This window comes from Nostoc sp. TCL26-01 (assembly GCF_013393945.1).
In the GTDB taxonomy this organism is placed as follows: Bacteria; Cyanobacteriota; Cyanobacteriia; order Cyanobacteriales; family Nostocaceae; genus Trichormus.
In genome coordinates, this window is record NZ_CP040297.1 from 1176203 (window position 1) to 1196720 (window position 20518).

The following is a 20518-nucleotide window of genomic DNA, read 5'->3' on the forward strand; positions in this document are numbered from 1 at the left end:
GTGTCGTTAAGTTTTCTCATAGTTGGTAGTAAGCACTTTACTCGAATTGCTCACGAAATTTTTGAAGAAGAATTCAGAAGCTGTAGGGGCGGGTTCACCAGATATTCGTGAATGATTGAAGCATATTTGTAAACCCGCCCCTACCGTTTTGTGAGAAATAAGAGCTAAAGTTCTTACTACTAACTAACTGTTAGTGATGCGTGTTAGCTTCAGCGATTAATGGTTCAGACTTGCCATAACCGTAAGGTTCAGAAATCACCACGGGGATTTCTTCAAAGTTTTCTACAGGCGGGGGAGAAGCGACTAACCATTCCAAACCAATTGCCCGCCAAGGGTTATCTGGTGCTTTCTCACCTTGCATCCAAGAAACCACCATATTGAAGATGAAGGGTAATGTAGACATACCCAGTAAGAATGCACCTAAACTCGCAACGATATTCCAGCCTTCATACTCTGGGGCGTAAGAAGAAACTCGGCGTAACATTCCTTGTAATCCCAAGGGGTGCATAGGTAAAAAGTTGAGGTTAGTACCTATGAATGTTAGCCAGAAGTGCAATTTACCCCAACCTTCGTGGTACATTCTACCTGTCATCTTGGGGAACCAGTGATAAATAGCTGCATAGACACCCATCGTCACTGTACCGAAGAGGACGTAGTGGAAGTGTCCAACCACAAAGTAAGTGTTATTGACGTGAACATCAACAGGTACAGACGAAAGCATAATGCCGACAATACCGGCAAAGACAAATAGAATCAATCCACCCAAGGCGAATAACATGGGTGTGTTGAGTCGCACTTTCCCGCCCCAGATAGTTGCTACCCAGGCAAATACCTTAATACCAGTGGGTACAGATACTAACATCGTCGTCAACATGAAAAACATCCGCATCCAAGCAGGTGTACCACTGACATATAGATGGTGTACCCAGACAATAGCGCTGACGACGGCAATTAATAATGAGGAAATAGCAACTACTTTATAGCCAAATAGGGGTTTGCGAGAATAGACGGGAAAGATTTCGGAGAAGACACCAAAGATGGGCAGAATGATGACATAAACAGCCGGGTGGGAATAAAACCAGAAATAGTGCTGGAACATGACTGGATTACCACCTTTGCTGGGGTCAAAAAAGCTGGTTCCCACGGTGATATCAAATAGCAGCATCACAGCACCGGCTGTCAGGGCTGGTAAGCCAAACAATTGAATAATCTGAGCGCTAAATACTGCCCAAACAAATAAAGGCATCCGAAAGAAACCCATCCCTGGCGCACGCATCTTGACGATGGTGGTGACAAAGTTCACAGCCCCCATAATTGAGGAGACACCAGAAATAGCTACCGCTAATAGCCAGATTACCTGACCATTAATTAAGTTACCTGTGGGATTCTGGAGACTGACTGGAGGATAAGCCCACCAACCTGCTTGAGCAGGGCCACCAGGGACAAAGAAACTAGACATCAAGAGAATCCCCACAACAGGAACCATCCAAAAGGCAACGGCGTTGAGGCGAGGAAACGCCATGTCTCGCGCCCCAATCATCAGAGGGACTAGGTAGTTAGCTAAACCAACGAGGGAGGGAAATGTCCATAAGAACAGCATGACAGTGCCGTGCATGGTGAACATTCCGTTATAGACGGTGCGGTCAATTAGGTCTGCTTCTGGTGTAATCAGTTCTCCTCGCAGCACCATTGCGAAGATACCGCCAACGAGAAAGAAAATGAACGCGGTAACGAGGTACTGGATACCAATGACTTTATGATCTGTGCTAAAGCTGAAGTATCGTTTCCAGCCTCCAGGGAATTCATGCTGAGGCTCTTCTACAGGGAGATTGAGCCTATCAATAGGGATGTTGGTCATTGATGGAGTTCCTTTTAACCTGGGTAATTAACCAGAGGTGCAGCTGCGGGTGCTACTGTTTTCCAACCATTTTTGACTGACTCACTAACGGTTTGGGCATACTCAGTCGCCGCTTGATTGTGAGCAGGTGTAGGTCTATGGTTAGCGATAGTAGTTAACCATTGGTGATACTCTTCTGGTGATTCCACGACTACGTTTGCCTGCATGGTGGCAAAGTATGTGCCGCTATATTGGGAATCGGTGAGGCTATATTGACCTGGGCGGATGGGGGTAAATTCAAAGTCGATATTGTGATTGGGGATGATGTCTTGCTTGAGGCGGAAGGCTGGAATGTAAAAGCCGTGGAGGACATCATCTGAGTGGAGAGCTAATTTTACCCGGCGATCGCTTGGCAAATGCAATTCGGTACTGGTAACATCCTGTTCGGGATAGTGAAACACCCAAGCCCATTGTTTAGCCAAAACATCAATGTTTTCTACAGGTTCAGCTAAACCATCGTTGGTGGCTGCATAGGCTGACTCCATTCCCATCGGGTTATGCAGATGTACCAAGGCAGTCGGCCCTTGAATCCCCATTTGTTCGTAAATTTGGTAGCTATAACCAGCAATCCAGAATACTAAAAGAATGGGTATGGCTGTCCAAACAACTTCTAGAGTGACGTTACCTTCAATGTGGGGGCCATCGCTGAAGTCGTCTTTGGCAGCGCGATGAAAAAGTAGAGAATAGATGAGAGTACAGGTGACTCCCAGGAAAATGAACGCACCAAGGGTCACTAAGAAGCTGAATAAATCATCAATTAAGTGAGATTCAGCCGCCGCTTGAGGAGGTAACCAAGTGTAAGCCTGTTTACCTATCCAGAAACTGATAATGGTAATAGCGATCGCACCTACTACCAATGTGATAATGTTTGAAGGCTTTGGGATGTTCATAGTCAAGAGTCATTGGTCATTGGTCATTAGTCATTGGTCATTGGTCATTGGTCATTAGTCATTGGTCAAGATTCTTCTCCTATTGCCTATTGCCTATTCCCTATCCCCTACACTATTTGAGGATGGTGTTGAGGTCTTCGCCTAGTCGCAGCAATCTATCTGCGGTGTTGTGTACGCCAAATTCAGCTGCTAGTTGTGCGCCTAAAGTTCCGTGAACGTACATCAAAAACATGATGACTGCACCAGCTGCTAAATAACTCCACTGCACTTGTCTGTCTTCACCTTCAGACCAGACATAGCGCTGCCATCCTCGCCAGAGAGTCATAATCGCAATTAATCCAAAGAGGACGACTCCACCGACTCCATGCCAAAGCATCGTTTGCATGGCTTGTAATCCCCATGCGCTTTTAATATCGGTTGGTGGTGCAGCTAGCAGCATTTCATAAAAACCTGCACTGACTGTAAAGAACGTGATGATGGTGGAAGCTACCATGTTGTACCAACCAACATCAAAAAAGTTTTCCCGTTCTACAGTAATTGCCAAAAATTTGAAGACCCATTTCTGTGTAGGAAACAGCACACCCACAATATCAAAGGTGATACCAATGATGAATAAACCGAGAGTTAAATGGACTAGGTTGGGATGAATGGGTATGGTGTAGGGTAGCCCATTAGCCCCTAGTTGGACTTTTAATTGTTCAATCAGTTCTGGATTCATGGCAGCATCCCATCCTTAATGGCTTCAACAACTGGTACGGTGTGCAGTCCATATACCCACACTAGTTGATCACCGAGATATACTTGTACACCGACAATCAGGGTTAAAAGTAGTCCGGCTCCCAGATAATAAAAGGGGATTTTCTGTGGGTTGCGAGTACGGATGACATAACGCCATGCTGTCAGTGCAGCAATAATTCCTGAAAGTGACCAACCAAGTAGAGTGTGCAGATTTAATACTGACTTAGCTACTTCATAAGGTTTAGCTAAACCGGCTTCAAACTGACCAAAAATAATGGCGACAAAAATGGCGATCGTTGCCACAAACATATTCCACCAACTCACCTCAAATAGGCGAGTTTTGCCAGTAAAATAACCAACTAAATCACAAGCAAACGCAAATACTACCATCGCAATTACGAAGTGAACAACGATGGGATGAATTGTATCTGGATAAGGTAAATTGTGGTCATTCAAGGATGTAAGAAAATCAAGCATCGTCCTCTCCTAAACATATCTATTACACCTCAGTAAAACTTCAACACATGACACTAAACTCATCAAAATAGGCGTTCACACATGACCAGGATTTATTCATCAGATGTTCGTAGCGCCATCCGGTCACGCCAGTATTAGCCTTATTATCAACAAATTTGGTGAGGCTATTATTTATAGTCGATGATTAAGGTTAATTCATTTGTTCATACTGATACTTTGCAACAGCGATTTTAAATTTACCCGCTAAAATTGCTGTTATCCGGTGATTTGGTGAGACCTATTTATTAGCTTAAGGATTTTTTTAGTAGTTGTCAAAAGTAATTACAACAATTTTGTGAAAATCTTTTGATTAGCAAAAACAAGTATTTTATAATGTATCTTTGTTTGCTATTTTAGTATATTGCGAATACAAAATTCTTATGTGTGCAATGTTAACAACTACCAATTATGAATTTGTGAGTGTGAATACAATAGGTAATGGGTAATGGGTGATAGGTAATACCAATTCACAAAAATCCTGATACATATAGCTTACTCGTTGGGTATTGTCCGCCCACCGTTAAAACGGTGGTCTCATAGCTTAAGTCCATTAAAATGGACTCTGATATTCAGTCCTCTTGAGAGGACTTTAGCTATGAGACAGGGATTTACAATCCCTGACGGACTGACGGACTCACGTATTTGTATCATTATTAAAGTGAAATGGTATAACTTGTACTGAGCGCAGTCGTAAAGTTTACGGCATAGCTACGCTCAGGGCGAAGCCTCTAGTTAAGCAGAAAAGTAGGTTGGGTTGAGCGACAGCGAAACCCAACAAAGTCTTGATACCGTTGGGTTTCATTCTTCAACCCAACCTACACCAGTTGTAGTTTTTAGCCTTAACTGAACTGTATTGGGGTATAGAGGTGTACTGAGTTTTTATGTGCCAGCACAGGCTACGCTAACACAAATCATTCATCCTACTTATTAAGAATTACTGATAGGTAGAGTGAACCAGAACGTTAAGCCACGCTGACGGTTGCTGGTGACACCAATTTTCCCGCCGTGGGCTTGGATGATTTGGCGAGAGAGATACATTTTGAGACTAATGGCTGTAGAACAGGGAGCTTGAGGATCGCGGATGTATAAATCGAAGAGGCGATCGCATTCTAACTTACTCATGGTCACGCCGTTATCTTGAATTTGTGTGCGGATCATGCCATCTGCAACTGTGGCTTTGAGGCTAAAGTTTAATCCTGGGGGGTTGTGTTGCAAGCTATGGGTAAACAAATTCAGCAATACTTTCTCTAACCGCATCGTGTCTACCATCACCAAAGGTAGATTTTGCCCCACTAGGTTTTCTAAAGTCGCTTGGTTTTGGCTGAAGATAGGTTGCAAATCTCTCACAATCCTTTCTAAAAATGCGCCAAAAGGCACTAATTCTGGCTGGAGAGTCATTCCTTGTTCTTCACAGTAGTGAATTTCTAGCAAGGAATCCAGCATGGCTAATTGACGGTCATTACCTTGAATCATTCGCTCGATAATTGAGCAGGGGATGGGGACTGGGGACTGGGGACTGGGGGAGGTGGGGTTTTTGGTTCCTGTTTGGAGATTTTTGAGTACCATCAGGTTCCCGATGACGGAAGTGCGTAAATCGTGGGCTACGGTGTGGAGTACCACGTCTTTTACGCGCTGCATTTCTGCTAGTTCTCGCATTTTTTCTTGTAATTGGGCGGTGCGTTCTTCTACCTGATGTTCTAAATTGGTGTTTAAGTCTGCTAATTTTTGATATAGTTTGGCTTGTTGGATGGCGATCGCTAACTGTTCAGACATCTGCTGTAGCAAGTCGATTTCTATGGGTTGCCAATTACGGGGTGCAGAACATTGATTGGCTACGATCGCACCAAACAATTCATCACCTAAAAATATCGGTACTGCTAGGGAAGCTTTGGTTTGAAATTGTTGATAAACAGCTTGACATTGGGGCGAGGCTGCGGTTTTATTTACGTCTTCTACCACACGCAAGCGATTGCTGGTGAAAATTGTTTTTAATTCTTGTAGATAAGTTTGATCCTTGTTCGTCCAGCCTAAGATTGAGGGATATCTCACATCTACGGATTCAGCGACAGTTCTAATCCCTACACTGTCATCACTGATACCAATAAATACCCGGTCTACTTGCAAAAATTGCCGGACTTCTGTAACTGTAGTTTGGAGAATTTCTTCTAAATTGAGTGAAGAACGAATTCTGACTAAGGTTTCTGCTAAGATGCGATCGCGTTGTGCGCTCAGGCGTAATTGGGCTTCGGTTTGTTTGCGTTCAGTAATATTATGGTTAACTGCCAAAATGTAAGGTATACCATCTAAATCAATCACCTCGGCAGAAAGCAATGATGTCATGATTTCGCCCGATTTACACCTATAGGCTATTTCCCAATTGCGAATTACTCCTTGTGTCTGCAATTGTTGAATTAATTTTAGGCGATCGTCTTCATTCACCCAAATATTTAATTCTAAAGCAGTGTGACCAATTGTTTCTTCTCGCCCATAGCCGGAAAGTTGCACAAAACTGTCATTGACTTCTATAAAGCGTCCTTCGTGGAGAGTACTAATAGTAATAGGATCAGGACTGCAATTAAAAGCTTTAGAAAATTTTTGGGCAAAATTTTGCAAAGTACTTTCGGCTTGTTTGCGTTCGGTGATATCTCTGACAATCGCTAAAACTTCATCTGGACTGCTGACTACCAAACGCGCCTCATAATCTCGCATTCCTAAAGGTGTTGATAACTGATACTCACAGGTTTGTAAGGTTCCGGTATCTAAAGTTTTTGCAATGATTTCTTGAGCATTAATTGCCACATCTGCTGGTAAAACATCCCGCAAGTTACGCCCAATGATTTCTTCCTGACAACAAGTAATGTTTGTTGCTTCACCTTGTAAATCCAGATACTTACCATCACGGCTAAGACGAAATATTAAATCAGGAATAGCATTCAAAATAGCTTGATACCGTGCTTCCGTTGTTTGCAATTGTATTTGTGTCTGTTTGTGGTCTGTAATATCCATGACCAATCCATCCCACAGAATGTCACCATTAGCCTGTAATTCTAGTTGGGATGCACCGTGAATCCACTTGACTTTACCACTGGGGGTAACAATTCGCCCTTGCCAATGCCAAGGTTTTATTGTATCTGTGGCTAGAGCGATCGATTCAGTAAAGCTGGTTAAATCTTCTACATGAATTAGTTTGTGAAATACTGGTAAATCTAGTTGGATGACTTCAGGCTCTAATTCATACAAGTCTCGACTACCAGAACTGACGTAAATAGCACATTGAGAACCGTCTTGCTGGACAAGAAATTGAAAAATTATTCCTGGTAAATTGGCTGCAACCTTTTCCCAGTTATTAATTATCTGTTGTTGATTATCTGGTTGATACCATAATTTTATCGTTTCATCCACTCTTTGACCCTGAGATATACCAGCAAATAATGTATTATTAACGGTTATCATAGCTATTTTGACAGTTTTTCAGAATAGTGATGCTATCAGCATCATCCATAGCAGCAGCAAAACCGCTTCTTACTTCAGGTTAGTTCCTGATGAGGCGATCGCATTCACCCAATCGGGTGAACCATTCTAGGACTTACGCAGTATCACCAAATTTTCTGGCTTTTTTGTCAATAGTCAATCGTGAGATAGTGCGTTCCTGTTCACCCCCGTGAGCAGGTTTCCCGACTTGTAGCTGGCTCCCCTTGACTAACGACTAACGACTAATGACTAATGACTCATAACTAATGACTAATGACTAATGACTCATAACTAATGACCAATGACCATTGATTAATGACTATTGACCATTGACTAATGACTATTGACCATTGACCATTGACCATTGACCTTAAATCAACCCATCTCCCCCTGGCTGACTAATCACTAATCGCAATACAGATAAAGCTAAAATTATTAAAAATAAGACTAAGCCAATTGTGCAAGCATAGCTAATTTCTAAGTTATCAAAAGCTTGCTCGTAGAGATAATACACAATTGTCTTGGAACTATTTAGTGGCCCTCCTTGAGTCATAATATAAACTTCTTCAAATACTTTAGTCGCCGAAATTGCCGAAATTACTGCCACTAATGCCAAATAAGGCTTCATTAAAGGTATGGTAATATCCCAATGTTTACGCATACCATCTGAGCCATCAATCGCAGCAGCTTCATACACATCTGCGGGAATTGATTGCAATCCAGCTAAATAAATTACCATGTAATAACCAAGTCCTTTCCAGATTGTTACAGCCATCACACTGGCTAAAGAAATTGGGACAATACCGAAAAGTTTAGCTGGACTGGTAAGCCAGGGAATCCCATCGGGGAAAAGACCTACGGTTTTTAATAACTGATTGAGCAAACCATTTTCTGCATATAACCATTTCCAAGCTATACCCGCCACCACCATAGAAATTACTACTGGGGTGTAATAAGCGGCTCTAAACCAATTAATTCCCCGCAATTTTTGATTCACTAAAATTGCTAACCCCAAAGGCGTAATTACTAAAATTGGGACGACACCAACAAGGTAGAGAAAAGTGTTTTCTAGCGTTTTCCAGAAAACAGTATCTTTCCACAGACGCAAGAAGTTTGTCAAACCTATCCATTGAGGTGGTTGGCTGAGGTCTTCATAGCTGGTAAAACTTAAATAAAACGCTTGCAATGCTGGCCAAAAGACAGTTAACCCCAATAAAATCAAAGCAGGTAGCAAGAACAAATAAGGAGTCAAGCGCTGTTTGATAAGTATCCAATCTTTAGCTGTCAATTGATTCATAAAAGCAGTTTAATTTACCAGTAAAGACCAATTAAGTAAGCAAAAAAAATTGTAGGTTGGGTGGAGGCTTTGCGAAACCCAACACCAATATCCATACTGGGTTTTTAAGATCCATGTTGGGTTGCTGCGCTTAACCCAACCTACGTCTACTGGCTGGCTAGATAGCAAATTCTCTATCTGCCAAAACCACGGATTAAGCGCTTGATCGCACGATCTGTAACACTACTATAAGATAGTTCACCACAGAGAATCTGACTCATAAATTTAGGTGCAGCAGGATGCTTGACACCAACTTTGTAAGCAATACCAGGAAAGCGATAGAAAGCCCCAGCTAATTTTTGCGCCCAGGCCATCTCTGTACCCCAACTTTCCTGGATGATTTGGGTATATTTTTCTAAAGCGTTAATATCACCAGCCAAGGCTTGATCAATGGCTCCTGCGGCAATTAAACCACTATAAATTGACGGACGAATACCTTCTGCCGTGATCGGATCAACTATACAAGCTGCTTCCCCTGCCAATACGGCATTTTGGGTATGTAACTTTTGATTACCATTCCAAATGGCTATTGGATGACCATATTGTTTGCTAGTTTGTACATCTATATTAAACAATTGGGCATATTCAGCCAAAATTTTCTTAAAATCTTGGGGTTGACCACCAATAAATGTACCTACACCGATGGAATAACCATTATCTTTGGGAAAGTTCCAGATATAGCCATTTTTCACTAAGCCAAACTCTAGGTGAATTGTAGATTTATTCACCACATTGGCGGGAACTTCTGCTTCTAAAGCCCCAGCTAAACGGCGTTGACGATCTTTAAAACCCAACCATTTGGCCATTGATCCTTTAGCACCATCAGCCGCAATCAGATAACGACTGGTAAATGAACTATCAGCTGTGTTGACTTGCCAATAGTCAGTTTTAAATTCAATACCCGTTACTTCCGTATTATCTCGGAGTTCAGCCCCTTGTTTTTGGGCTTGCTGGACTAAAAAATGGTCAAAAATATCTCTACGCACCATCCAAACTGGTTCTTTGGTGTCAATTTTAGCTTCTACGGGGTCGCCTAAGTTCCAGGTAAAGCGAAATGAGTCGGCTTTGACAGAAATTGCTGGACTAAAGTCGAAGTCAAACCACTCAGCGATCGCTGGTGATACACCCCCCCCACATGGTTTATATCTGGGTAGGGATGCTTTTTCTAACACTAATACTGAGTGTCCTTTTTTGGCTAGATGATAAGCTGCTGTTCCACCCGCAGGCCCAGCACCAACAACAATGGCATTGTACATAACAATTCAAAATTCAAAATTCAAAATTAAGAAACTTAATTTTTGTCAAGATTCAATCATCTAGGACTTACGCAGTGTCACAAAGTTTTCTGGCTGTTTTGACCATTGACCATTGACCATTGACCACCTTCTTTTATGGTTTCTTGGTTGAGTGCATAAGTCCTATAATCAAAGTTTTTTATTTCCCAATAATTCAGGCTGAAGCACAAAAATCTCCAGCCTTAATTATGTTTAGACAGTGGTGATGTCTTTTTCTTTTTCTGTCAACAACTCGTCAATTTTGGTTGTGTACTGATTGGTGAGTTTTTGCAGTTTATCTTGTTGGTCTTTGGATTCGTCCTCAGAAATTTCCGAGGCTTTTTCCTGTTTGCGAATTGAGTCTAAGGTATCACGGCGGATATTACGAATACCGACACGACCTTCTTCAGCATACTTGGCTGCTAGTTTGACTAATTCTTTGCGGCGATCGCTTGTTAAGGGGGGAATGTTTAGCCGCACTACAGCACCGTCATTACTGGGGGTTAAACCCACATCTGACAGAGAAATTGCCTTCTCGACAATATTTAAACTGCTTTTATCGTAGGGCTGAATCAGGATGGTTGTGGCATCTGGTGTACTGATATTCGCCAGTGATTTTAGGGGGGTGGGTGAACCGTAATAGTCCACTAACACCTTATCTAATAAACTGGCATTGGCACGACCAGTGCGAATGGTGTTAAAAGCCTGCTGAGTTGCCTCAACAGTTTTTTGCATTTTATTTTGAGCTTCAGCTAATTTCACAAGAACCTCCCACAAGGGTACCGATTGATTCTCCTAAAACTGCGCGACGAACATTACCTCGCACTGTTAGGTCAAAGACAAGAATGGGGATATTATTTTCTTTGCACAGGGCGATCGCTGTACTATCCATAACCCGCAAGTCTTGAGCAAGAACCTGGGCATAGGTGATGCTAGTGTAACGTTTAGCGTTAGGATAGATTTGCGGATCGGCATCATACACACCATCTACCTTAGTAGCTTTAAAAATGACTTCAGCATCAATTTCTGCGGCTCTTAAGGCGGCTGTGGTGTCGGTCGTGAAAAATGGATTTCCTGAACCAGCACCAAAAATAACCACCCGTCCTTTTTCTAGATGACGGATGGCGCGGCGGCGGATATAGGGTTCTGCTAACTCTTGCATGGCGATCGCTGTTTGCACTCGCGTCTGCACTCCTATGCGTTCTAGCGAATCTTGCAGTGTCATGGCATTCATTACCGTGGCAATCATGCCGATGTAGTCGGCAGTTGCTCTATCCATCCCCGCCGATGCTGCTTTCACACCTCGAAAAATGTTGCCCCCACCTACAACGATAGCAATTTGCACACCAGTTGCTATCACCTCCGCTATTTCTTGTGCTATCTCTTTGACCACTTCTGGATCAATCCCATAGCCCATGTTGCCCATTAAGGCTTCACCACTTAGTTTGAGTAAAACCCGTCGGTAATTCGTTCCCATGAAGTTACGCTTTATCAAAAAAGTTGCAATTGCCTCCAATTTAAGATAGCAGTACAGTGACTATCTATGTCTATATACGCCAGATTATTGAAGTGCCTACTGGTTCCGTCTCAGGTACTAAGATGTCTTCGCCTTTAAACAGAGCAGCGATCGCATTTCGCAGGTAGTTTTCACCTAAAAATGATGATTTTTGAGGATGATTGTCAATCTGTCCTCTATACCGCAATATACCATGAGTGTCGATCAAGAAGGCTGTGGGAGTTTTGATCGCGCCAAAGCTACGACTTACTTCTTGCGTTGAATCCCATAAATAAGGAAAATTTAAGCCTTTTTCTTGGGCAAAAGCTTGCATACTTGCCAAACTTGACCCAGTTCGTTCACTAAAATCACTGGCATTCATGCCGATGAGGGTAAAACGCTGGTGAGCAAATTCCGCTTGAATATTTTTTAGTCTGTCTAAATAAAAATTTACATAAGGGCAGTAATTGCACATAGATACAACACCAACCGCCCGAAAATTCTCCAAATAACGGCGAAGATGGTGGACTTGATTGTCAATCCCTGGCAATTCAAAATCTGGCGCGTAGCTACCAACAGGAGTATCAATTGTTTCTAGTCTAATCATCTTCTTTAGCCGTAATGCACTAGGAACAAAAATTGCAGTGAAAATTAGCGTTACTGTTCAGGTATCAGCTACCTCGTATTGTATCCGTATCACTCAATTGCGGAAATTGTAAAACTACTGAATCTGTATTCATGCTAATTTCACATTTCTGGAAAAATTTTAAATTATAACCATTGCATAAATAATCATCTACTATTTCTTTACTGAGCCTTAACGTATATTTATTACTAGTATATATGTCAACCAAGCCACGTGAAACTGGTAACTAAGAGACAGATATTGTAAAGATGTAAGTATGAAATATTGCTAGATATTTTGACATTTTCTTTCTGTAGCGATCGCCTTCCTGAAGAAAACCCTGGTGGCTAGTAGGACAAGATAAAATTCTCCAGCTAGAATATTTACATAAAGGAGCTTTCACTCATAACAATTAATAGCTTGCTTTTTGACATACTCTGCTTCAAAATTGATAGCTGACTGTTTGATAAATCTCACCACCATCAAAAAAGCACACTATACTGTCAAATACTCTACTTTAATATCTTAAGTATTCCTAAAATTCTATGACTAATCCTAATTCTACAAAAACTTGGATTTGGCGAGGTTTCCCCATCTCCTATCAAACCAAAGGAGATACAGGCCCAGCCGTTGTTCTAGTGCATGGCTTTGGTGCTTCTAGTTGGCATTGGCGAAAAAACATATCTGTCCTAGCAAACAATTTTCGTGTCTATGCTATTGATTTAATCGGTTTTGGAGGTTCAGCTAAACCTGAACCAAATACAGAAATTACTTACACACTAGAAACTTGGGGACAACAAGTTGCAGATTTTTGTCGTGAAATAGTAAGAGAACCAGCTTTTTTAGTAGGAAATTCCATTGGCTGTATTGTTGTCATGCAAACAGCAGTCAGTAACCCAGACACTACCTTAAGCGTGGCTTTACTCAACTGTTCTCTGCGATTATTGCACGATCGCAAACGACCAACCTTACCCTGGTCTCGTCGTGTTGGTGCGCCTTTACTCCAACGTATACTAGCCATTAAACCAGTCGGTCAGTTCTTTTTTCGGCAGGTGGCTCAACCAAAAACCGTGAGAAAAATTCTCCTCCAAGCCTACGCTCACGCTGAGACAGTCACAGAAGAACTAGTAGATATTTTAACAGCACCAGCGAATGATCCTGGTGCTGTAGCCGTCTTCCTGGCTTTTACCTCATATTCTTCCGGCCCCCTACCAGAAGACCTTTTACCCCTGTTACCTTGTCCAGCAATTATTGTCTGGGGTACAGCAGATCCTTGGGAACCAGTAGACTTGGGACGAAAACTAGCTAACTATCCCCAAGTCCTCAAGTTCATTCCTTTGGAAGGAGTCGGACATTGTCCCCAAGATGAAGCACCCGAATTAGTCAACCCAATTTTACAAGATTGGATTTGGGAGCAAACAAGAACAATAGAATCTCAAACACTCGAAAGTAATTCTCAAGTCATTAGTTAGCAAAAACACAAATATATTTTTCTCTGTGTCTTTAATAGTCGATAAAAAGATTTTTTAAACACAAAGACACAGAGACACAGAGATGGGAATGAGATTACCTCCAAAAACCACCTAATCTACGTCCAGACCGTCCCCAGAAACCACCGCGTCCCCAGAAACCACCGCGTCCAAACCAGGCTCGTCCCCACAAGTTACCACCTGCAAGTTTTTCTTGGTTTTCTGCGGATAGCTCTACCAGTAAATCAGATTGAACTTCTTGATTTGACATGATTGTTTGTCCCTATTTTTTACCTGAGTACATCAGATAGGTCTACACAAAAACCCATGAGCATATGTATGTGACTGTGAATGTGTAATACCTGTAATTTCTTTTATAAACATGGTTGTTTAATATTAAATTCTCCCCCAGTTATAAATAAATGTATTTAATTTATCGCTTTAGTAGGATTACTATAGGAATCCGATTTTATTTCTGTTGGCGTAGCCTGTGCTTACACAAAAAATCTAAGTATATGTAATAGCGTGGCAAGGCTAAAATAGTGCAATAAAATTGTAGGTTGGGTTGAGGCTTTGGGAAACCCAACATCAGATCCATACTAAGTTTTTGAGATCCATGTTGGGTTGCGCTGCGTTTAACCCAACCTACACCTACTGGTAATTCAAAAATAAAAATCAATAATAGTCATATAGAACTCCTATTTGATTTCTAGAAAAACTCAGTATACATCTGTTACTTCTTTTCCTGTTCCCTATTACCTATTACCTGTTACCTGTTACCTACCTACGCAAGTAATTTCAATAATCAAGTCGAACTCCTATATATGTAAATAAAGCCTTAATGTAAGGCTTTTTAAAGAGAGATGTACAATAAGAATAGATGCCAACGGCTGATGCTTGAATTGACCATTACAGCTACTTGTTCGTTGATTGGCTGTAGTGGTAGGAGACGTTCAGCATATTTATAGGCAGAGGGGATATCTCGTAAAACTTGTCCTGAAAAGAGTTTCATACTCTGGGTCGTTAAACTTTGGAATCTACACAGTTACGAAAATTTGAGTGTAGTACCAGTGACTGAATATCAATTGTTATTTTGCTGAGTAATCAGCACAGATGGTCTATTGTCAATTACCTCAAAAGCCCTGCCAGATTTAAAAATCCAGAGGAATCAATGACTAACACTAGTTTTACGAAAGGTAAAAATACATATAGCCACCTTGCGGAAGAACATCATCTCCCAACAAAAATTCAGATAAAAAATGGTAGCAAAAACGAAGTCCCCAAGCAGCGAGAACCAAGGACTGATTTGTCTATTACTAATGACATGAATCGTGGACGAGTAGCTATTTTTATTGATGGTGGTAACTTATTTCATGCTGCTTTACAACTCGGTATTGAAATTGATTATCTCAAATTATTGTGTCGTTTAACTGCTGGTTCGCGGCTACTCCGTGCTTTCTTCTACACAGGAATTGACAACTCTAGACCAAATCCTACACGTCAACGCACTAATGATAAACAGCAAGGGTTTCTTTTTTGGATGCGTCGTAATGGCTATCGTGTAGTCACTAAAGATATTCAACTCACAGAGAACTCGAAAAAACCTAATGTGAATGTAGAAATTGCTGTGGATATGATTACTTTAGCTCCCTACTACGACACGGCTGTCTTAGTTAGTGGAGATGGAGACTTAGCTTATGCTGTCAATGCAGTTAGCAGTACAGGAGTGCGGGTAGAGGTCGTAAGTCTGCGGACTATGACAAATGATCATTTAATTGACGTAGCTGACTATTTCATCGACCTAGATAGTATCAAACAACATATCCAAAAAGATTCTCATTTAGGATATGGCTATCGCACGCTTTCTAATACTAATCTTTAGCCAAAAATGTAGGTCGAATGGAGGAACGGAACCCAACACCCTGATCCTACATCTAATACCAATTTCCTTTAAGTGTGAACGGTAGAGACGTTGCATTGCAACGTCTCTACATAATTTATGTGTATCATGTCATGATTAACGTGAAATGGTATAACCTCTACAACTAGAATGAGGAGTGCTGAGTAATTTTTCTTTTCCTGAGAATTCAGCACTCAAAACTCGGCACTCAGCACTCAGCACTCAATACTGAGTATAGTAAAATGGCAAGCCAGGAACTCTGCGTATTGAAATCTTAGTCAAAATGGATATTTTAATTGTTGAGGACGAATCAGAGATTGCTCAGTTAATCCAACATTCTCTAGAAAAAGAGGGATTTTCTTGTCGCACTAGCCGCGATGGGGTGAATGCGCTACGACTGTTTCAGGAACAAGCACCAGATTTAATTATCCTAGACTTAATGATTCCTGGGTTGGATGGGTTGGAAGTTTGCGCGAGAATTCGCCAAAAACCAGGTGCGAAAGATCCGTATATTCTCATGCTGACAGCGAAGGGTGAGGAAATAGATCGGGTTATCGGCTTGTCTACTGGTGCTGATGATTACATGGTTAAACCTTTTAGCCCTAGAGAGTTGGTGGCGAGGGTACGAGCTTTATTGCGGCGTAGCTTGCGTCAAGGGGGACAAACTCAAGTTAATCGCACCCAACATTTTATAGTAGATGTAGACCAACGGACTGCCAGCCGTCAAATGAATGCCGAGGAGTCAGAAGTTCTGGATTTGACTACCTTAGAATTTAATTTGTTGACTACTTTTGTGAGTAATCCTGGGCGGGTGTGGAACCGTACCCAATTGATTGACAAGCTGTGGGGAGATAACTTTTTTGGTGATGAACGTGTGGTTGATACTCATGTAGCTCGTTTAAGAAAAAAGATAGAGCCTGATCCGGCTAACCCTAGTTTTATTAAAACTGTAGTAGGAGTGGGTTATAAATTTGAAGACTCGCCTGTAGTTTCAGCATGAACAAAATCGCTTGGCGTTGGACAAAATCCTTGCCTTTAGCATCTAGACTGTTTTTGTCCCACTTGGTAGTGATGATTGTGGGAGTAATTAGTCTTGTGGTGATTAGCAAAGTCTCTTCTCCCCGCTTTTTTGTGCTGCATTTACAAAGATTGGAAAGTGAAGGGTGGGATTTAATCGATATCCGTACAGATTTAGTGCAGGGATTTGAGACTGCTTGGCAGCGTAGTACTATTTGGTCAGTTTTAGTTGGTACTAGTGCGGCGGGAGGATTAAGTTTTTGGGTTTCTAAACGGATTATGCTGCGATTAAAAGAAATGGAACAAATCACGCAAAAGTTTGCTGCTGGACATTTAGAAGCTAGACTACCTTTATCGGAAATTCCAGAACTGAATCGATTGGGTACGAGTTTTAATCGGATGGCTGCTAGTTTGGAAGGGGTGGAGGCAAGGCGGAGAGAATTGATTGGTGATATGACTCATGAACTACGGACACCTTTAACGGTGGTGCGTGGTTATTTAGAGGAACTGGCTGATGGAGGGATGGAACCGTCACCAGAGATTTATCGGCGGTTGGTGACAGAGACAAGACGTTTAGAGCGTTTGGTGAATGATTTACAAGAGTTATCTAAGGCGGAGGCTGGTTATTTACCGATTAATATACAACCTGTAAATTTATATCCTTTACTAGAGTCATTGGTGGAGAAATTTAACGATCAGCTGTTAGAAGATGGGCCGGTTTTGCGTTCAGAATATCCATCTCAAATACCGCTTGTGTTGGCAGATATCGATCGCACAGAACAAGTACTAGTAAATTTGTTGGGTAATGCTATCCGTTATACAGCAGAGGGTTCTATTACTCTCCGTACTTGGAGTGAAGGCGGGAAACTTTGGATTGCCGTGATTGACACGGGAATTGGTATGAATCCAGAGGATTTATCTCACGTGTTTGAGCGTTTCTGGCGAGCTGATCAATCACGCGATCGCCATTCTGGAGGTACGGGAATTGGTTTAACGATCACTAGGCGTTTGGTGGAATTACAAGGTGGCGAAATTCAGGTAAACAGCGAAATTGGTGTCGGTAGTACGTTTCGTTTTTCTTTGCCTCTGGCATAGATTGGAACTTATCTGTGTGCAGCGCTAGATTTTAGTTAATGTTTCTAGGGTAAACTTTTTGGGTATGGTATGTGATGGGAGTTGTCACCCCTCACCCCGATTTATGCTTGGACAACTTAAAATAGAAAAAACGATCACAGTGATAACCGTGATCGTAGACGAATTAACTATACAGTTTCAATCTTACTACGAACAAACATCTATTACCCTATCCCCCAAAGGGGGGTTTTTTTTAAGCTTAAATGTGCATATTCCAGTATTTATAGCCGATAACACTCAATTAACCTGCTTTCCGACTTTTAACATAACTATTTCCGTTTAAATACGAACATAAGTACGAGAATTTCACCAACAATTCCGGCAATCATCCCATACGCAGCAGAAATAGCTCCACTATGTTCGGTGAAAATGAGAGTTCCAGATACTATCAAGGTGAGGGCTGTGGCTACTAAGGTGGCAAAATTAATGAACCAGTTCTGGGTACTGTGAATTAAAAGTCCTTGAAATGTATTTTGGAGAGCGAGCAGGAGAGGTAAGCAAGAAAGCAGTTGGATGACTGGAAGTGCTGCTGCTATCAAAGATGGGTTATCGCCAAAAAACTGCCGCAGCAGGGAGAATCCTTGGCTTGTAAACCCCAGAAAAAAGGGTATTGAGGTAAAACTCAACCCGACAAGAATTACGAAAGTCGCAAGTGTCCGCTTTGATGTTTCTTCATAAGAGGAAATTACTACTTGTTGAACCATTCGTGTACCGTTGGCAATGGAAAGAACCAGTCCCCAGGCTGCTGGCCACACAGCCAGAGCCAGACTACCATCGAAGGAGCGCGCCACGAAACTCAAGAGTATTGCCCTAGCGCCCCAAATTAGAAGCATGGTTGAGGCAAGAGGAAGATAGTAGAGTGTTACACCTGGGAAAGTTTTAGGAAGTTTTTTCGTATTCTCGTGTATCTGCTGATCAAGAATAGAGGTAATATTCAGACGTGAGCAAAACCATGTCACCAGCACCGCTTCAATAATTATTGCTCCCATCATGGTGACACCTGCCAGAAAGGCTCCATCACTACCGAGACTGACTCCTACTGCTAGCGCCACAATTACCCAAGTTAATCGCGCGACACTTGCCCATCCTACGGCTACGCTCTTGCGGGCGCGGATCAGTAACCCTTGAAACAATCGTCGCCAAGCAATCACGAAAGGCCACAAGAACATCAGGAGAAAAGCAGTTCTTCCCCGCGCGGCGATAAATGGGCTAACGCCAAATACTTTTAAAAGTAGCCAGTTGTATAAAGGCTCCCAAGTGAGTAACAGAAAAATCCCACTCAGAGAAAGTCCCGCAATGATTGTAAATTGCCAAAGTGCGCGCCGAGATGCAATGTTGCCGCCCAGAGCATTTGAGGCATGAAGAATCATGATAATGGGGCTTTCCAGAAATACAGCAACTCCTTTGACTACGCCAACTCCAGCTAATGTCTCTTGGGGAAAGTCTAGGCGACTGAGTGCAGCAGTCTGAAGCGGATCTCCGAGAGTCATAGCCACATCAGTCAAGGAAAGAGGGATGAACTGAGTAAGTAGCATCAATAGCGATCGCTCTGAAGCTGTGTTATGACTTTCCTGTTCTTGCTGGGGTGAGGTGTTCATGATGTTTGATATTTTTCACTAAAAATACACAGGAGTCAGTGAGGCGATCGCATCATCAAGATGTTCTCCTTCTTTGAGGGTAAATTGATGACGCTCCAGCCAATCAGCATCGTAAACTGTCTCCAGGTATCTATCACCCCGGTCTGGATTAATCATCAGAATCCGCGCACCAGCACCAAGAGCGCGTGCCAGATGCAGGCCACCAGCGACAATTGCCCCTGTGGATGCACCAAGAAGCAATCCTTCACGCCTTGCCAGTGCATGACAAACTGAATAGGCGATCGCCTCTGGTATGACGTAAGCACGATTTAGCAGCGAAATATCCAAATTAGGTGGAAAGAACGATAATCCAATACCCGTCATCTTATATGGTTTGGCTGGCGTTCCCATAATCACTGAACCTTCAACATCAACGCCAACAATACGTATTTTAGGAAATCGTGGTACGAGATAACGGGCTATTCCCATGATTTGTCCCGCCGTACTCACACCAACCACGACAGCATCAAGTTCATCACTAAAATGGGCTGCAATTTCTCGCGCAGTGTAGTATGAATGTGCCTCAGTATTCTCAGGATTCAAGTGCTGACATGGATACCAAGCATTAGGGATAGTGGCAGCAAGCTCTTGCGCTCGTTTCATTCTGGCCTTTTGCATCGAGCCTGATTCGTCTGCTTCATCTAGTGGGACATCGACAAGTTCCGCACCATATGCTTTCAGCATTCGTCTAAACGGTGGTGCAGTTTTGGCATCGACCACAATCATCACTCGATATCCCCGGACTGCCCCTACCATCGCTAGACCAATACCGAAATTACCTGAGCTAGACTCGATAATCGTACCACCAGGCACAAGTAATCCCTCTTCTTCTGCACGGGTAACGAGATAAACTGCATTTTTTTCCTTAATTGATCCTCCAGGATTACAACTCTCAAGTTTTAATAAACACTCTGATTCCAGACAGATAGGAGAGATGTTTCCCAAGCGGACAATCGGGACATTTCCTAATGCCTGAGTAACATCGACAGATACATTTTTTTGATATCTCTGAAGATTTTTGTATTGTGAACTAGAAAGTTTCTCGAATGATAAAGATGGGGGAAGATAATTCATATAAATATCTAGAAAATGATAACTTTCAGGAAGTTAATTGAATCG

General features: G+C 42.1%; 19 protein-coding genes. 5 read left to right on the top strand and 14 right to left on the bottom strand.

Annotation, left to right across the window (positions count from 1 at the left end):
• Positions 1–190 precede the first annotated feature (190 nt).
• The 5 genes from ctaD to FD725_RS04930 form a co-directional block, all read right to left on the bottom strand.
• Complete coding sequence (ctaD, locus tag FD725_RS04910; protein ID WP_179047091.1) at positions 191–1858, bottom strand: cytochrome c oxidase subunit I; 1668 nt, start codon at positions 1856–1858, stop codon at positions 191–193.
• A 14-nt stretch (positions 1859–1872) separates the two neighbouring features.
• Complete coding sequence (locus FD725_RS04915) at positions 1873–2787, bottom strand: cytochrome c oxidase subunit II (RefSeq protein WP_179051424.1); 915 nt, start codon at positions 2785–2787, stop codon at positions 1873–1875.
• A gap of 112 nt (positions 2788–2899) precedes the next feature.
• A complete protein-coding gene (locus tag FD725_RS04920; protein WP_179047092.1) occupies positions 2900–3505 on the bottom strand; it encodes a DUF2231 domain-containing protein in 606 nt (201 codons plus the stop codon).
• Positions 3502–4002, bottom strand: coding sequence for a DUF2231 domain-containing protein (locus tag FD725_RS04925; protein ID WP_179047093.1), 501 nt, complete (start codon positions 4000–4002; stop codon positions 3502–3504). The genes FD725_RS04920 and FD725_RS04925 overlap by 4 nt, the downstream gene beginning before the upstream one ends.
• Before the next feature lie 966 nt (positions 4003–4968).
• A complete protein-coding gene (locus FD725_RS04930) occupies positions 4969–7494 on the bottom strand; it encodes a PAS domain S-box protein (protein WP_179047094.1) in 2526 nt (841 codons plus the stop codon).
• Between the two features lie 7 nt (positions 7495–7501).
• Between FD725_RS04930 and FD725_RS32315 the strand changes: the two genes are divergently transcribed.
• Positions 7502–7624 carry a hypothetical protein gene (locus tag FD725_RS32315; protein WP_256871852.1) on the top strand — a complete coding sequence of 41 codons (123 nt, stop codon included), beginning with the start codon at positions 7502–7504 and terminating at the stop codon, positions 7622–7624.
• A 258-nt stretch (positions 7625–7882) separates the two neighbouring features.
• On the opposite strand, the gene FD725_RS04935 is transcribed toward FD725_RS32315, so the two are convergent.
• From FD725_RS04935 to FD725_RS04955, 5 genes are all read right to left on the bottom strand, one after another.
• A complete protein-coding gene (locus FD725_RS04935; protein ID WP_179047095.1) occupies positions 7883–8809 on the bottom strand; it encodes a carbohydrate ABC transporter permease in 927 nt (308 codons plus the stop codon).
• Positions 8810–8982: 173 nt separating this feature from the next.
• The gene (locus FD725_RS04940) at positions 8983–10104 is read right to left on the bottom strand and encodes a geranylgeranyl reductase family protein (protein ID WP_179047096.1); all 1122 of its coding nucleotides are present in this window, start codon (positions 10102–10104) and stop codon (positions 8983–8985) included.
• 231 nt (positions 10105–10335) lie between these two features.
• A complete protein-coding gene (gene frr / locus FD725_RS04945; RefSeq protein ID WP_179047097.1) occupies positions 10336–10884 on the bottom strand; it encodes a ribosome recycling factor in 549 nt (182 codons plus the stop codon).
• The gene (gene pyrH / locus FD725_RS04950) at positions 10871–11599 is read right to left on the bottom strand and encodes a UMP kinase (protein ID WP_179047098.1); all 729 of its coding nucleotides are present in this window, start codon (positions 11597–11599) and stop codon (positions 10871–10873) included. Before pyrH ends, frr begins: the two co-directional genes overlap by 14 nt.
• Before the next feature lie 70 nt (positions 11600–11669).
• Positions 11670–12224: a thioredoxin family protein gene (locus FD725_RS04955; RefSeq protein ID WP_179047099.1), complete on the bottom strand. Its 555-nt coding sequence runs from the start codon at positions 12222–12224 to the stop codon at positions 11670–11672.
• Between the two features lie 563 nt (positions 12225–12787).
• On the opposite strand from FD725_RS04955, the gene FD725_RS04960 reads away from it, so the two are divergent.
• Positions 12788–13714: an alpha/beta fold hydrolase gene (locus FD725_RS04960; RefSeq protein ID WP_179047100.1), complete on the top strand. Its 927-nt coding sequence runs from the start codon at positions 12788–12790 to the stop codon at positions 13712–13714.
• 94 nt (positions 13715–13808) lie between these two features.
• On the opposite strand, the gene FD725_RS04965 is transcribed toward FD725_RS04960, so the two are convergent.
• Entirely contained in the window at positions 13809–13982 is a 174-nt protein-coding gene (locus FD725_RS04965; RefSeq protein ID WP_179047101.1) for a hypothetical protein, read from the bottom strand.
• Positions 13983–14564: 582 nt separating this feature from the next.
• The gene (locus FD725_RS04970; protein ID WP_179047102.1) at positions 14565–14723 is read right to left on the bottom strand and encodes a hypothetical protein; all 159 of its coding nucleotides are present in this window, start codon (positions 14721–14723) and stop codon (positions 14565–14567) included.
• Positions 14724–14882: 159 nt separating this feature from the next.
• On the opposite strand from FD725_RS04970, the gene FD725_RS04975 reads away from it, so the two are divergent.
• The 3 genes from FD725_RS04975 (at position 14883) to FD725_RS04985 (ending at position 17723) form a co-directional block, all read left to right on the top strand.
• Positions 14883–15593, top strand: a complete 711-nt coding sequence (locus FD725_RS04975) for an NYN domain-containing protein (RefSeq protein ID WP_179047103.1) — start codon at positions 14883–14885, stop codon at positions 15591–15593.
• 301 nt (positions 15594–15894) lie between these two features.
• The gene (locus FD725_RS04980) at positions 15895–16611 is read left to right on the top strand and encodes a response regulator transcription factor (RefSeq protein WP_179047104.1); all 717 of its coding nucleotides are present in this window, start codon (positions 15895–15897) and stop codon (positions 16609–16611) included.
• Positions 16608–17723: a cell wall metabolism sensor histidine kinase WalK gene (locus tag FD725_RS04985; protein ID WP_179047105.1), complete on the top strand. Its 1116-nt coding sequence runs from the start codon at positions 16608–16610 to the stop codon at positions 17721–17723. The genes FD725_RS04980 and FD725_RS04985 overlap by 4 nt, the downstream gene beginning before the upstream one ends.
• Positions 17724–18031: 308 nt before the next feature.
• Here the strand turns inward: FD725_RS04985 and FD725_RS04990 are convergent, their stop codons facing one another.
• Complete coding sequence (locus tag FD725_RS04990; RefSeq protein ID WP_179047106.1) at positions 18032–19360, bottom strand: hypothetical protein; 1329 nt, start codon at positions 19358–19360, stop codon at positions 18032–18034.
• Between the two features lie 18 nt (positions 19361–19378).
• Complete coding sequence (locus tag FD725_RS04995; protein WP_179047107.1) at positions 19379–20473, bottom strand: cysteine synthase family protein; 1095 nt, start codon at positions 20471–20473, stop codon at positions 19379–19381.
• Between the last annotated feature and the right edge of the window lie 45 nt (positions 20474–20518).